The 12,887-nt window shown below is 60.1% G+C and carries 11 protein-coding genes and 1 pseudogene; 9 read left to right on the top strand and 3 right to left on the bottom strand.

Translation table 11 applies throughout. The features are described 5' to 3' along the window. Positions 1 to 216 precede the first annotated feature (216 nt). The 4 genes from WB528_RS08575 to WB528_RS08590 all read left to right on the top strand — a co-directional run bounded on the left by WB528_RS08575 (position 217) and on the right by WB528_RS08590 (position 5,173). Positions 217 to 1,953 (top strand): hypothetical protein, encoded by a 1,737-nt coding sequence (locus tag WB528_RS08575; protein WP_423887991.1) that lies wholly within the window; start codon positions 217 to 219, stop codon positions 1,951 to 1,953. Positions 1,954 to 2,032: 79 nt separating this feature from the next. Further along, positions 2,033 to 2,824 (top strand): maleate cis-trans isomerase family protein, encoded by a 792-nt coding sequence (locus WB528_RS08580; RefSeq protein ID WP_423887992.1) that lies wholly within the window; start codon positions 2,033 to 2,035, stop codon positions 2,822 to 2,824. Positions 2,825 to 2,838: 14 nt separating this feature from the next. Next, positions 2,839 to 3,852: a Bug family tripartite tricarboxylate transporter substrate binding protein gene (locus WB528_RS08585; protein WP_423887993.1), complete on the top strand. Its 1,014-nt coding sequence runs from the start codon at positions 2,839 to 2,841 to the stop codon at positions 3,850 to 3,852. Between the two features lie 181 nt (positions 3,853 to 4,033). After that, the gene (locus tag WB528_RS08590) at positions 4,034 to 5,173 is read left to right on the top strand and encodes an LLM class flavin-dependent oxidoreductase (RefSeq protein ID WP_423887994.1); all 1,140 of its coding nucleotides are present in this window, start codon (positions 4,034 to 4,036) and stop codon (positions 5,171 to 5,173) included. Between the two features lie 9 nt (positions 5,174 to 5,182). Here WB528_RS08590 and WB528_RS08595 read toward each other — a convergent pair whose 3' ends face one another. Continuing rightward, the gene (locus tag WB528_RS08595) at positions 5,183 to 6,145 is read right to left on the bottom strand and encodes an ABC transporter substrate-binding protein (protein WP_423887995.1); all 963 of its coding nucleotides are present in this window, start codon (positions 6,143 to 6,145) and stop codon (positions 5,183 to 5,185) included. Between the two features lie 171 nt (positions 6,146 to 6,316). On the opposite strand from WB528_RS08595, the gene WB528_RS08600 reads away from it, so the two are divergent. From WB528_RS08600 to WB528_RS08615, 4 genes and pseudogenes are all read left to right on the top strand, one after another. Continuing rightward, positions 6,317 to 7,630 carry a M24 family metallopeptidase gene (locus WB528_RS08600; RefSeq protein WP_423887996.1) on the top strand — a complete coding sequence of 438 codons (1,314 nt, stop codon included), beginning with the start codon at positions 6,317 to 6,319 and terminating at the stop codon, positions 7,628 to 7,630. Between the two features lie 626 nt (positions 7,631 to 8,256). Further along, a pseudogene (locus WB528_RS08605) lies at positions 8,257 to 9,069 on the top strand (IS1380 family transposase); the annotation flags it as partial. Positions 9,070 to 9,436: 367 nt separating this feature from the next. Next, on the top strand, positions 9,437 to 9,700 hold the full coding sequence (locus WB528_RS08610; protein ID WP_423887997.1) for a substrate-binding domain-containing protein: 264 nt from the start codon (positions 9,437 to 9,439) through the stop codon (positions 9,698 to 9,700). After that, the gene (locus tag WB528_RS08615; protein WP_423887998.1) at positions 9,697 to 10,182 is read left to right on the top strand and encodes a molybdate ABC transporter substrate-binding protein; all 486 of its coding nucleotides are present in this window, start codon (positions 9,697 to 9,699) and stop codon (positions 10,180 to 10,182) included. The genes WB528_RS08610 and WB528_RS08615 overlap by 4 nt, the downstream gene beginning before the upstream one ends. Before the next feature lie 220 nt (positions 10,183 to 10,402). Here WB528_RS08615 and ctrA read toward each other — a convergent pair whose 3' ends face one another. Both ctrA and WB528_RS08625 read right to left on the bottom strand, forming a co-directional pair. After that, positions 10,403 to 11,104: a response regulator transcription factor CtrA gene (ctrA, locus tag WB528_RS08620; RefSeq protein ID WP_423887999.1), complete on the bottom strand. Its 702-nt coding sequence runs from the start codon at positions 11,102 to 11,104 to the stop codon at positions 10,403 to 10,405. Positions 11,105 to 11,912: 808 nt separating this feature from the next. Beyond that, positions 11,913 to 12,317, bottom strand: coding sequence for a hypothetical protein (locus WB528_RS08625; RefSeq protein WP_423888000.1), 405 nt, complete (start codon positions 12,315 to 12,317; stop codon positions 11,913 to 11,915). A gap of 350 nt (positions 12,318 to 12,667) precedes the next feature. On the opposite strand from WB528_RS08625, the gene WB528_RS08630 reads away from it, so the two are divergent. Further along, positions 12,668 to 12,887, top strand: a 220-nt coding sequence (locus tag WB528_RS08630; RefSeq protein WP_423888001.1) for a hypothetical protein, incomplete at its 3' end; no start/stop codon positions are given.

A 12,887-nucleotide genomic window follows, 5' to 3' on the forward strand; every position in this document is an offset into this window, starting at 1 on the left:
CACGCCAGTTTTTTCGTCGCCTTCAAGGCGCTCGGCATAACTGATCCGATCGAAGGGCATGGCCGGCTGTTGGCGTCGCTCGGGGCGGCGTAGTTTGCGACATTTCGCCGATGCAACCAGACGGGCGCATACAGTTGATAGTGCAAGGTTGCGCTTTCTACCCGGCTAGGTAGTTGATAGAAGGCGGGCAGGGTCAAGGTCATATGAGTCGCGATCGTGCAATTCGAACATGCGCCTACCGCCGCGACCGAGAAAGTGGTCGATCTGACGGCGCAGATTGAAGCGCTCGCTCACGCAGATGCGCTGACCGAAGAGCAGCTTTCCTTCCTCCTGCAATCCGATCATATGCGGTTGGTGCAGCGCGCCATCGAGTTGTTCCTTCGCAACAACAGTCCACTTCCCGACTCTCTCCAGGAGCACGCGCTGCATCTTGAACTGCGCGCATATCCATACGACGTTGATCTTACCCGGGCACTCCTCGCCCTATTGCACAAAACAGGACGTCCGCCACTCCCCGGGCTGCTGCAGGTTCTGCCAAGCCGAGGGTTGGCAGACCAGTCCGGCCTGGAAGACTTGCTGCGCGCCGGCGACCATCACGCCCGAGGCGGCGAGACTTTGTTTTTATACGCGGCACTGTGGCAGGCGTGCGTGCGATATCCGCAAACGCAGCGCGGCTGGGCCGAGTTTGGCCGCGCCCTTGCGGACCGCGGCGAATGGAGCAGCTGCCGGGTCGCTGTCGATCAAGTGCTTCTGGCGACCTCGTGCGATAAAGCAACCGCCAAGGCCGTACTCTCGGCGCTGAGTTCGTTGGCGGAGAATGGAGAGCTCGGCACGCTTCAATGGCGCACCTTTGTCGACGGATTGCCGCACCCGCTCAGCAGTCATCCGTTTGTCACGAAGATCCATCTGGCGACGAACAACCCGGCCAAAGCAGCGGGGGTTTTGCGACAGACGGTGAAGGTGTGGCCCAACGATGCTGAAACCTGGATGGCCGCTAGCATCGCCGCCTGCGAAAGAGAGGACTTGCAAGAGGCTTATGACTGCGTGCGCCAAGCGTTCGAGTTGGACCCGGTACCGCCGCTACGCGCCGTTGTGGGAGATTTCGGCCAGCGTTTCGCTTCGATCGTAAATACGCTCAACAAAAACGACGAGATCGCCGATTATCTTTCCGAGCTAGCCGGCCACCACGAGGACCTAAATGTAGTGCCACCGTGGCCGACGCCGGAAGCGAAGCTCGCGGTCCAAAGATTTCGGCGGACTGCGCGCGACCGAGGTCTGCCATCGGTGTTGCTCGTCACCCAACCCAAGAGCGCAAGCACCAGCGTGGGCCATATCTTTTTCAGCGGCTTCCGACTGCCGACGATCCAATATTCGCTCATAAACGTCCGCGTCATTTCACCGTGGCTGGAGGATTATCTTAGAGGAGGCGCTTGCTCGGTGACACACTTGCAGCCGTCCCCGCGAAACATCGAGCTGCTGGTCGCCAGCGGGGCGCGAAGCGTCATCGTCCACGTACGCGACCTACGGCAGTGGGTGATTTCAGCTACCGAGCACGCTCGGTTGTATGCCGGCCTGACGCTTCCCTCAGAGCGCGAGAGAAGGCGCGCCGGCTTCGCCACCATGCTGGACTTCGTCATCGAAGGGCTGCCGGACATGATCGGGTGGATCGAAGGCTGGGTTAAAGCGCGGGAAAAGCTGACGGTGCATTTTACCACTTTCGAAGAATTCATCTCCAACAGGGACCAATTCCTAGATCGGATGCTGCTTTATTATGGCGGCGACGTGCAGTTTTTCGACCGCGAAAATGTGTCTCACGAACACCCGGGAGTCGATTACCATCGCCGCCTGGGTTCGATCACCGAATGGAAAACTGTGCTTACGCGAGGCCAGATTGAAACGATCAACCGGCTCATTCCGAATGAATTCTGGAAACTGTTCGGCTGGGAACCCTGACAGATAGCAGCCATCAGCGTCCGTTAGGGTCGTTCGCAACCCAATACCATCGCGCGTATCGAGAACAACTGGAGCAGCTATGGCGTTTTCGAGTTGGCGTGGGACCGTCGGCATCGTGCGGCCGACATTGCGTACGGGTGGCTTCGAGGATCTGGTGCGCATGCTGCCGGAGGGGATCGGCGTCATTCCGCTGATCCTCAACGTGCGCCGCGGCGCTGTCGACGAGTTCAAGACCGTCATTCCCGCCTATGAGGAAAAAGTCGCGGAGCTGGCGCAGGCCGGGTGCGATGTCGTCAACCCGTCCGGCGCGCCGTCCTTCATGGTGCTCGGCTACGACAAGGAACAGGCGCTGATCCGCGACTGGCAGAAGACATACAACACCCGCATCTTCACCTCCGGCACCAGCCATGTCGATGCGCTGCGCGCGCTCGGCGTTCGCCGCTTCATTGGCGCCACCTATTTTCGCGGCGACATCAACCGCATCTATGCGCGATATTTTGCCGACGCCGGGTTCGACTGCCTCGCCATGGCCGGCATGGACGTGGATTTCGACAAGGCGCAGGAACTGTCGAGCTTCGAGGTCTATCGCTTCATCAAGAGCGAGTTTCTGGCGCATCGCGGCGCCGAGGCGATCTACATGTTGGGACCGGCCTGGCGCACACTCGACATCGTTGACATGCTTGAACAGGACCTGGGCGTTCCGGTGGTCCACGCCATCCCGGCGCAATGCTGGGATATTCAGCGCCATCTCAATGTGCGCCAGCCGGTCCAGGGCTTCGGTCGGCTCGTGGCCGAGATGCCGGACGGACCAACCATGGCGGTGCAGCGAACCGCGCCAAAACGCGGTGCGAAGAAACCGCGCCGCAAATAAAGGGGGCGATAGCTTTGCGACGATACCTGCTCCCTCTCGCACTTCTTTTCGTCTCGGTTTTTCCGTTCGCCGCCTCACGGGCCGACGATTTCTACCGCGGCAAGCAGATCACCATTCTGGTCGGCTTCTCGGCCGGCGGCACTTACGACGCGACGGCGCGGCTGTTCGCGCGCCATCTCGGCCAGCACCTCGCCGGCAATCCAACCGTCATCGTGCAGAACATGCCGGGCGCGGGCAGCATGGTGGCGACCATGAATCTGTTTCACACCGCGCCGAAGGACGGCACGACGCTCGGCGTGATCGGCGGCGGCACCGTGATCGAGCCGCTCCTCGGTAATCCGCAGGCCAAATATGACGCCCGGCAATTCGCCTGGATCGGCGGCCGCTCGCGCGACGATTTCCTCTGCGTGGTCTGGCACACCGTTCCGGTCAACAGCATCGCCGATGCGAGGGCCCGTCAGGTCGTGGTCGGCGCGACCGGCCCGGGTTCGCGAACGCAGACCTATCCGCAGGCGCTCAACGATCTTGCAGGCACCAAATTCAAGATCGTGTCCGGCTATCCGGGCGGCAACGAGATCACGCTGGCGCTGCAGAAGGGCGAAGTCGAAGGCTATTGCGGCTGGGCGGTTGGCAGTATCCGCCAGCGCGCGCCGCAATGGCTGACCGACGGCACCCTCAAGGTGCTGGTGCAATTCACCGCCGGTAAGCCCGATCTGCCCAACGCGCCGGTCGCGACCGACTTGGCAAAGACCAAAGAGGGCCGCGAGGCCATCCAAATCCTTTCCGCCGATTCCGTGCTGGCGTGGCCGCTGATGGCACCACCCGGTTTGCCGGCGGATCGCGTGCGCGAACTGCGAACCGCGTTCGACGCCATGATGGCCGATCCGGCACTGCTCGCCGACGCCAAGAAGGCCAATCTCGATGTCGATCGGGTGAGCGGCGCGGAAATGCAGGCGCTGATCGACCGGCTTTACGCAGCGCCCGCGCCGGTGCTCGATTTGGTGCGCAAGATCAATGTGGGGAATTAAAGCGTCATTCCGGGACGCGGGCGCAAGCCCGCGGGCCCGGAATCCATAGCGATCGTTCGAGGGGGAATTCGACGCACCGGCCACTCCCGCAACGATCGTGACTATGGATTCAGGGTCCCTCGCTTCGCTTGGCCCCGGAATGACGCTAAGATGCCACCCCAGAATAACCACGGAGAATGACGTGCTGGCGCCTGCTGCTTCGATGCAAAACCGCATCGCCATGTATAACGGCAATGCGCTCAAGATCGGCCTGTTCGGCGCCAATTGCTCGTCCGGCCGCTCGGCCACCAAGGTGCCGGAGCGCTGGTCGGCGAGCTGGGAGGATTGCCTGGCGCTGGCGCGGATGGCCGACGACGCCGGCCTCGATTTCATGCTGCCGATCGCCCGCTGGAAAGGCTATGGGGGCGACACCGATTTTCACGGCGTGACGCTCGAAACCATCACCTGGGCGGTTGGCCTCCTGGGCGCCACCAAGCACATGACGGTGTTCGGCACCGTGCATGCACCGCTGTTTCATCCGCTGATCGCCGCCAAGGAATTCGTCACCGCCGATCACATCGGCCAGGGCCGCATGGGCATGAACATCGTCTGCGGCTGGAACGAAGGCGAATTCGACATGTTCGGCGTCCGGCAGCGCGAGCACGACGAACGCTACGACTACGCGCAGGAATGGGTCGACATCGTCAAACAGGCCTGGACCCGCGACGACACCTTCGATTTCGACGGCAAATATCTGCATCTGCAGGCGGCCCGCGCCTTTCCAAAGCCTTACGGCGGGACGCAGCCACTGATGATGAACGCCGGTTCGTCCGATGTCGGGCAGGCCTTCGCTCTCCGCAATTGCGACGCGTTCTTTGTCGCAACCGCGGGTTCGCGCAAATCGCTCGCCGGCAATGCCGCCAAGGTCAGGGAGATCAAGGCGCAGGCGCGCGGGCTTGGCCGCGAGATAGAAGTGTTCACCGTCGGCCAGGTCATCTGCCGGCCGACGCAACAGGAAGCCGACGATTATTATCAGCACGCCATCATCGACAACGCCGATTGGGGCGCGATCGACGGCATGCTGGCCAACAAAAGCATCACGCCGCAGACCATTCCCCCTGCTGAGTATGAGGCGAAGCGCCGATATTTCGCCTCCAACGCGGTGGGCGGCTATCCGTTCGTCGGCACGCCCGACAAAGTCGCGGACGAACTGGCCACCATCAGCCAAGCCGGCGTCCGCGGCATCGGACTTTCATTCGTCAATTACCTCGACGAGGTGCCGTATTTCTGCGCCGAGGTTCTGCCGCGCCTGGAGCGTGTCGGCGTGCGTGTGAAGCGCTGACGCGAGCGCTCAATCCGTCAGCTCGGTGACGCCGGGCAAGATCAGGCGATCGGCCGTCAGCGTCGGCCCGATATTGCCGGAGCGCCGCTCCTCGTTGATCAAATTCTGCAGCTTGGCCCGTGAGACTTTGCTGGTCGGCTCGAAATAGCGGACCCGGCGCAGCATGTCATAACTCGCGGCCGCGTCTTCCTTGGTCGCGTGTGCCGTCTGAACCAGAAGGTCGACGGCTTCGCTGCGGTGCGCCGGATCCGCGAACCAGGCGATGCTGGCATCGGTCGCCGCCAGCACGCGCTTGACTATTTCCACGTGCGCGTTCGCCCACGGCTTGAATACCGCCATGCCGGTAAACGGCAGGTCCTTCACATAGTCCGGCGCGAATGCGATGGTGACGAAGCCCGCCTTCTCGGCCTGAAAGTTGACCGGCGGTAGCACCACGGCGGCATCGGCGACGCCAGCCTTAAGGGCTGCATAACGCGCGGCGCCAACGCCGGCGGAGAGGACGGTGTAATCGCCGTCTTTCAGGCCGCCGGCAGCCGCCATGCGCTTGAAATAAATCGTCGTCATGTCGGCCGCCGAGCCGATGCAGACCGTCTTGCCTTTCAGGTCGGCGATGGTTTTGAGGCCCTTCTTGCCGATCAGCACATAGGGCGCGGCATTGCCGACGATGCGGACGATCGCGACCGACGCACCCTTGTCAATCGCGTGAATCGGATCGTTGATGCCTACGCTGAGCGCGACATCGAACGAACCGGCTGTGAGCTGCTGGGTGACCGCGGCGCCACTTTGCGCGAAGCTGATTTCGACGTCGAGGTTTTGCGCCGTGAAGAAGCCTTTGTGGGTCGCAATATAGAACGGCCACAGCGGCGCCTGGCCGCCGAGCGTGCCAGCGGTGACCTTGTCGGCGGCGAAAGCCGGCCGCACCAGCGCGGCGGCACCGGCGAGGCCGATGAAGACCCGGCGAGGAATTGCCATACGAGCACCCCGGAAATTGCAAGTCCGCAGTGTCGGCCAGCATAAATGATCTTGCCGATGCGCACAGCGCCGGCCGGTGTGACATGATGTGCCGCCCGGGTGTGGAACGCGCCGCACCCATGAGATATCGTCCGTGTCACCCCCACCGCCAATCTTCACAGGAATGCCCCCATGAACACCCAAATCCGCCCGCCACGCATCGGTCCGCAGCCGTGGGAGGCGGTGCGCGGCAAGCTCGACCAGTCGCTGCCGTTCGCCAACATGCGCGACACGCCGTACTACCGCGATGCGGTGTGGGAGCAATTCTCCAAGGCCGAATACGAGCGCCGCTATCGCGCGCTGCGCGCCAAGATGCGCGAGGACAAGCTCGATGTCGTGATCGTGCCGGGCGGCCCGAGCCATTGGAGTTTCGGCGGCGGCATGCTGTGGCTGACCGGTCACTGGGAATGGCACGCGCTGTCGAGTTACGTTCTGGTGCCGCTCGAAGGCGAGCCGACCATGATCTATTCGATGGGTGGGACGCACGCCGAAGCGGTGCGCCGCCAGGTCGAGGTCGCCGTCAAGGACGTGCGCCACAGCCGCAGCGGCCGCTACGCCGACATCATGGTCGAGCGCATCCGCGAGCTTAAACTCGAGCGCGGCCGCATCGGCTTGATGGAAATCGACCCGCGCCATGGCGACTACATGCCGGTCAATCAGTACCACGTGCTGCGCGACAACCTGCCCGATGCCGAACTGGTATTCACCAAGGGCTTCCTGCACGAGCTCCTTTCGATCCACAGCGTCGAAGAACTCGACTGCGTGCGCAAGGCGGGCGTGCTGTGCAAGAACGCCATGGACGCCATGGTGGCGCGCGCCGCGCCGGGCGTGAAGGAGTATGAGCTGCGCGCCGCCGCGGGCGCGGCGATCCTGGAGGGCGGCGGCGATATCGACTTTTTGATCATCGGCTCAACGCCGATGGACAATCCGGCGCTGATTTTCGGCAATCCGCGGCCGTCATCGCGTGTGCTGAAAAAGGGCGACATCATCAACATGGAGCTGGCTGCGGGTTATCGCGGCTACACCGCGCAGGTCGGCTCGCCCATTTGCGTCGGCGAACCGACCGAGATGGTGAAAAAATTCTGGCACGACGTGACGCTGCCGGGTTACCACCGCATCGTTGCCGAGATCGCGCCGGGCAAACCGGTGGAAAATATGCGGCTCGCCAGCAAGTTCTTCCGCGACAATGGCTACCAGTCGCGGCCGACGCAATGCCACGGCATCGATCTCGTCACCGACAAGCCCCACGTCGTCGCCGAGCACGTCGCCGCCGAAGACTTCGAGCAAATATTGAAAGCCGGCATGGTGATCATGGCCGAGCCCAACCCGATCACACCGGACGGCCTGTTCGGCATTTTCCTCGGCCACACCTTCATCGTCACCGACAAGGGCCATGAAGTGGTCGACGAGTTTCCGCTTGAGATCGCGGTGGCGAAGTGCATTTGAGTTGCCTAATTAAATAACGAGAAAATAATCGACGAGTTGCGCGGCCTGTGGCCAATATTCTCTTACGGCCGTGCGCCTATACAGGCCTCTCTCGGCTTGTCCGTTAAGGTGCCATTTGTAATTTTTCCAATTGACGATTGTCGTGCCCATCGGAACATTTTACCGATGATAAGACTTACCATCGGAATGAATTACCGATGGTGCATGGCCAATTTTCCATCGGAACTTTTTACCGATGGCGGCAGCCTTGAGGCCGGGTTAATAGCGACTCGAGGCCGCGGAAATTCGGCGGCCGAAATGTCGGATAGCGATGCTGCAAATCTCCTCATTGCGGTGAACGCCGCAGGTACTGCGCGCAATGCTCCACAAATCATCGAGCGGTATCGACGGTTGCGTGCAAGTTCGAGGACATGGAACGCAGACTTTGGCACCGAATTCGAGAAACTCCTCCTCGCCGCCCGTACGGGGACAATAGCCGACTTTGCAGCCGACTTCGTGCGGCTCGTGCCGGGGCGCTCAACGGTTGATCCGAGGCGATTCGATGCGGACGAGTACGAAATTGACATTAGATTCCAAAAACCAATCCCTCAGATCACGGTCTATATCGCAGGGCCCCATGCAAAGGCACCCGATACGATCCGCTTTTTGTGTTCAATCAGTTCGGCGATTTGGAACGCTGCGCTCTGCGTCCCGGCAACGTGCACAGCGCGGACTGCTGGAAGGAAGTGCTCGACCCGGTCGTGGCGCGTTACCGGGGCAAGGTCTCGCGCATCTATTTCCGCGCCGACGCGGGCTTCGCTAACCCTGATGTCTATGAGTTCGTGGAAGCCGAGCGGATCAAGTATGCGATCCGGCTTCCGGCCAACCGGATTCTACAGGATCGGATCGGCTACCTGCTGAAGCGGCCAGTCGGGCGACCGCCGAACGAAGCGCGTCGGTTCCATGCCAATTTCACCTATCAGGCGGGAAGCTGGACCAAGCCGCGCCGAGTAATCGCCAAGGTCGAGTGGCATCCGGGCGAACTTTATCCGCGCGTCGGCTTCATTGTCACCAACCTGTCGCGCCCGGCCGAGCGCGTCGTTGCCTTCTACAACAAGCGCGGCACATGCGAGCAATGGATCAAGGAAGGCAAGGGCGCGATCAAGTGGACGCGGCTGTCGTGCCGGACGTTCACGGCCAACGCCGTGCGGCTCCAGCTTCATGCGCTCGCCTACAATCTCGGCAATTTCTTGCGCACGCTGGCGACGCCCGAGCCGATCAACGACTGGTCACTGACGAGCCTGAAGGAGAAGCTGATCAAGACCGGCGCAAAGGTCGCCAGCCACGGCCGCTACGTCGTCTTCCAGATGGCCGAAGTCGCCATCCCACGGCAAATGTTCCAAGAGATTTTGCGGCTGATCGCGGAACTGCGGCCACAGCCGCCGCCCGCGCCAGCTTGAGGCGGTTGACCGTACTGTGTTCGAGAGCAAGCGACAGGAGACGTGCGCCTTGATGGCGAAAAAAGCTAAGGTTTGTGGGCCTGACTATGGCAAATCGGCAACATCCGCGGAGAATCGTCTCTCTGTCCCGAGTTTTACCCACGGTCCGCATTGTCAATGTGACCCGGGGGGACACCATGACACCGAAAAGGCATGTCATCTGGGGAATGTCGGATTAGAACTAGCAGCATAGAAGCCTCCGCTGGATGCAAGTTAAATTGAGTTTAGCGCGCATACGCAATAGTCCGGGCGACGCCTCAAGAATCGACACACACGCTCCGGAACACGCCCGTTCCAACTGTTCACCACTGGATTTGGGAGGATTTACATGAAACTCGGACTCACAATCGCTGTGGCGGCTGGCCTTTTCCTAAGCCAAGCGGCGAATGCCGCAGAAATTAAAATCCTTGGTGCGGGCGCGACCAAGGAGACTCTGGTTGAACTAATCCCAGAGTTCGAGAAGGATTCTGGGCATAAGGTGGTCGCAAAGTGGTCGGGAACGGTAGACATAAAGAAGCGAATAGCCGCAGGCGAGGTTTACGATATTGTGACGGTTCCAGGTCCCGAAATCGATGCCCTTGTGCAGCAGTGAAAGATAGTCAAGGGAAGCAAGGCAGACCTGATGAAATCAGGGATTGGCGTGGCGGTGCGCGCCGGGGCCCCGAAACCAGACATCAGTTCGAGCGCTGCGCTGAAAAAGACGTGCTGGCCGTCAAATCGGTTGGCTATTCGACCGGTGCCAGCGGCGTTTATCTGGAGCAATTGTTCCAACGCATGGGCATCGCCGAGCAAGTCAAGTCGAAGTTGAAGCAGACGCCGTCCGGCGTAACGGTTGGCAGCATCATCGCGAGCGGCGAAGTCGAGCTTGGCTTTCAGCAGGTCAGCGAACTTATTCATTCCCCCGGCATCGATTACGTTGGTCCGCTGCCGGCGGCCATTCAACAGGTCACGGTGTTTTCAGCCGGCATCCACAGTGGAGCAAAACAGCCAGCGGCGGCGAGAGATTTAGTCAAGTTTCTCACCTCGCCAGCGGCGGCTCCAGTAATAAAGAAACACGGAATGGAACCGGGCTAACACGGTCTAGTGGCCCGTCGCCGCTTTCTGCCGCCCGGGTCCGTGGAGGAACGCCCCGCGTGCTTCATCGTCAGCGACGCCAATGGGAGGCGCTCGCGTATATCTCTATTATGAGGGGGAGTCCGGTTGAATTGTTCTTGGGCAACATGGGTTTGGATCGCTTCGCACGTCCGGCCACCTATCTCGCCTTGGCGTAATCTGAGCGAGCTACCGGGCAAACTTAGGCAGAAATAGTTACCCTAACCTCGGGCGGCTGGCGCAAGACATAGCCGCGTCCCCAGACCGTCTCGATGTAATCCTTGCCGCCAGATGCGCTGAGGAGCTTTTTGCGCAGTTTGCACATGAATACGTCGACGATCTTCATGCCCGGTTCGTCCATGCCGCCGTAGAGATGGGTCAAAAACATTTCTTTGCTGAGCGTCATACCCTTGCGCAGCGCCAAGAGTTCCAGCATCTGATACTCCTTGGCGGTCAAATGCACGCGAGCGCCGGCGATCTCGACCATCTTGGTATCCAGATTGACACACAGATCGTCAGTGTTGATGACTGACTGCGCGTACCCTCTAGAGCGCCGGACGATAGCGTGGATGCGCGCGACCAATTCATCCTTGTGGAAGGGCTTGGTCATGTAGTCGTCGGCGCCGAAGCCGAGACCTTTGATCTTGTCGTCGATGCCGGCGAGCCCGGAGAGGATCAGGATTGGTGTTGTCACCTTCGAGATGCGCAGCTTGCGCAGTACGTCGAAGCCCGACATGTCCGGAAGATTCAGGTCGAGAAGTATAACATCGTAGTCGTATATTTTGCCGAGATCTATGCCTTCTTCGCCCAGATCGGTGCTGTAGACGTTGAAGCTCTCGGACTTGAGCATCAGCTCGATCGATCGCGCGGTAATGCTATCGTCTTCAATCAGCAATACGCGCATGCCTTGTCGCTTCCCCGGAGCTTGAGGCTGACCCATTAGCCTCCCACGTGGTTAATAAAGCTTTAATGGTCTGCTGAGCTTTGTGGCCACGCTGTGCGAGAGGAGTGGGAACTTAGTAGAGGGTTCAAATAACAAAGCCTAGGTTTCCGCGATCCTAGTAGACGGCAGCTTGCGATACATCGGCAAAGGTCGAGGAACACGTTCTTTTTGTGCACCTGATTGAGGCCAAGTGCTCCGCTCTTCGATGCGGCGGGCGGACCGCCCGTCAATCTCCTCGGCTGCATCGCAAGCTGGTCGAGGCGGTCCGCGCCGGCTCGACCATGGTTGAGCGCGTGATTGTATCCGCTCGATCCGACGCGGAAGCGTACAGGCTTGAGAGCAATCTCATTGCCCATTTACATAGGTATTGCCCCGGGCAGCGGTGGAATACGATCGATGAGCGATTTATGGACCGGTCGAGCTTACCTCATGAGTGGAATGATCCCGAGCACCCGCTCTATGGAGTGGTTCACCTTCGCCACGCCGGAGGCGGCGGTCTCTTCCAATGATCTTGCGTCGGGTCTGAAGAACTGCTGGCGGAATCGATCCCGTCAAGCTGAGTCGTAGACCTGCTCAGCTTGATGGCCATTTAAGAATGGTAACTGGCAACAACACCGGTTTCCGGTGCGGTTTGTTTCCGCACTGAGTTGTTACCCGCGCCGCAAGCGTCCATGTTCGCAACGTTCCGCAGTATCGCCATGGACGTGCTTTGGGAATGAACGCCGCGCCGACCTAATTGTAACGATCCGATTCGTCGTCTCCTTCCTCTTCATTGTAACGAGCTTCGATCTGTGACATCTCTGACGTTGGGCGGCCCGGGCAAACCCAACTTCTTTTCGCGCCGTCTCGCCAGCAGTTCCGTGAAAAGATAATCGACCTGTACTCCGCGACTCTCCAGTTGATCGAACACCTCTTCTAAAGTTTGGTGCTCGTTGTCGTCCTGATCGTCTTCTTCGGGCGCCACCCTGACGTTCCACGGCAGCACGCGAGTCAGCATACGGGAAAATTCCTTTGGATGCTCCTCCGCTAGATGGCGCAGATAGCCGAGCACGCCCTCAGCCCCGTCAAAAACACGCTCCTCCTTCATGATCGGAATAGGCTTGCCGTTTTTGTCTCGGCATCGCTCGCGCTTGGCGTTGCCGTACTTGTCCTTGATCGGCTTGCCCGTTGGCATCGAGTTTGTTCCGCATTCCGAAGAGCGGTTTGCCCGCTCGGTCGGTATCCTGGACCCGTTCCGACCGTGGATGGCCGGTCATTCCCGCGGCCTGCACGATCAAGTCCTGCAACAGGCGCGGCACCTTGTTGCGGCTACCGGGTGGGCGACCTCTTCCGCGCGCAACCTGATTTCCGGGTTCAAACTTCTGCTTAGACATAGTAGCACTCCACATTGTTGTGCCCCGTCAATCATTAGTGAATTTAGCGAGTTTAAATTGACCTGCAAGGTCCGGATGATTTGATTACCTCCAGAATAGCCGTGAAACGCTTTACTTGCGCGGCCCGACGTGAGTGTCAGGATAGGCGTCGATGACGAAGCTGTCGATTTACAGGTTAGCGGTGCAGCTATTTGTCAGAGAGTCGTTCACAGAGAAAACAGATAATTGTGACGCTTCGGAAACTCACCCTTATTGTTTGTTCCGTGAAGGTTGGTGCAATAAGACTCGTCCGTCCGAACAAAAGCCGATTGCTTGTGCGCGGGCCGCGCCGCTATCATTGAATGTGCGTCCGGACCAGATAAGTTCCAAAG

Origin of the sequence: Bradyrhizobium sp., from assembly GCF_049586575.1 — a bacterium.
Lineage (GTDB): Bacteria > Pseudomonadota > Alphaproteobacteria > Rhizobiales > Xanthobacteraceae > Bradyrhizobium.

Bases quoted from the DNA above. Each gene is read 5' to 3' on its own strand.
- WB528_RS08610 (WP_423887997.1), top strand. From the start codon at position 9,437: ATGAAACTCGGACTCACAATCGCTGTGGCGGCTGGCCTTTTCCTAAGC.
- WB528_RS08595 (WP_423887995.1), bottom strand. From the start codon at position 6,145: ATGGCAATTCCTCGCCGGGTCTTCATCGGCCTCGCCGGTGCCGCCGCG.
- WB528_RS08625 (WP_423888000.1), bottom strand. From the start codon at position 12,317: ATGCCAACGGGCAAGCCGATCAAGGACAAGTACGGCAACGCCAAGCGC.
- WB528_RS08600 (WP_423887996.1), top strand. From the start codon at position 6,317: ATGAACACCCAAATCCGCCCGCCACGCATCGGTCCGCAGCCGTGGGAG.
- ctrA (WP_423887999.1), bottom strand. From the start codon at position 11,104: ATGCGCGTATTGCTGATTGAAGACGATAGCATTACCGCGCGATCGATC.
- WB528_RS08580 (WP_423887992.1), top strand. From the start codon at position 2,033: ATGGCGTTTTCGAGTTGGCGTGGGACCGTCGGCATCGTGCGGCCGACA.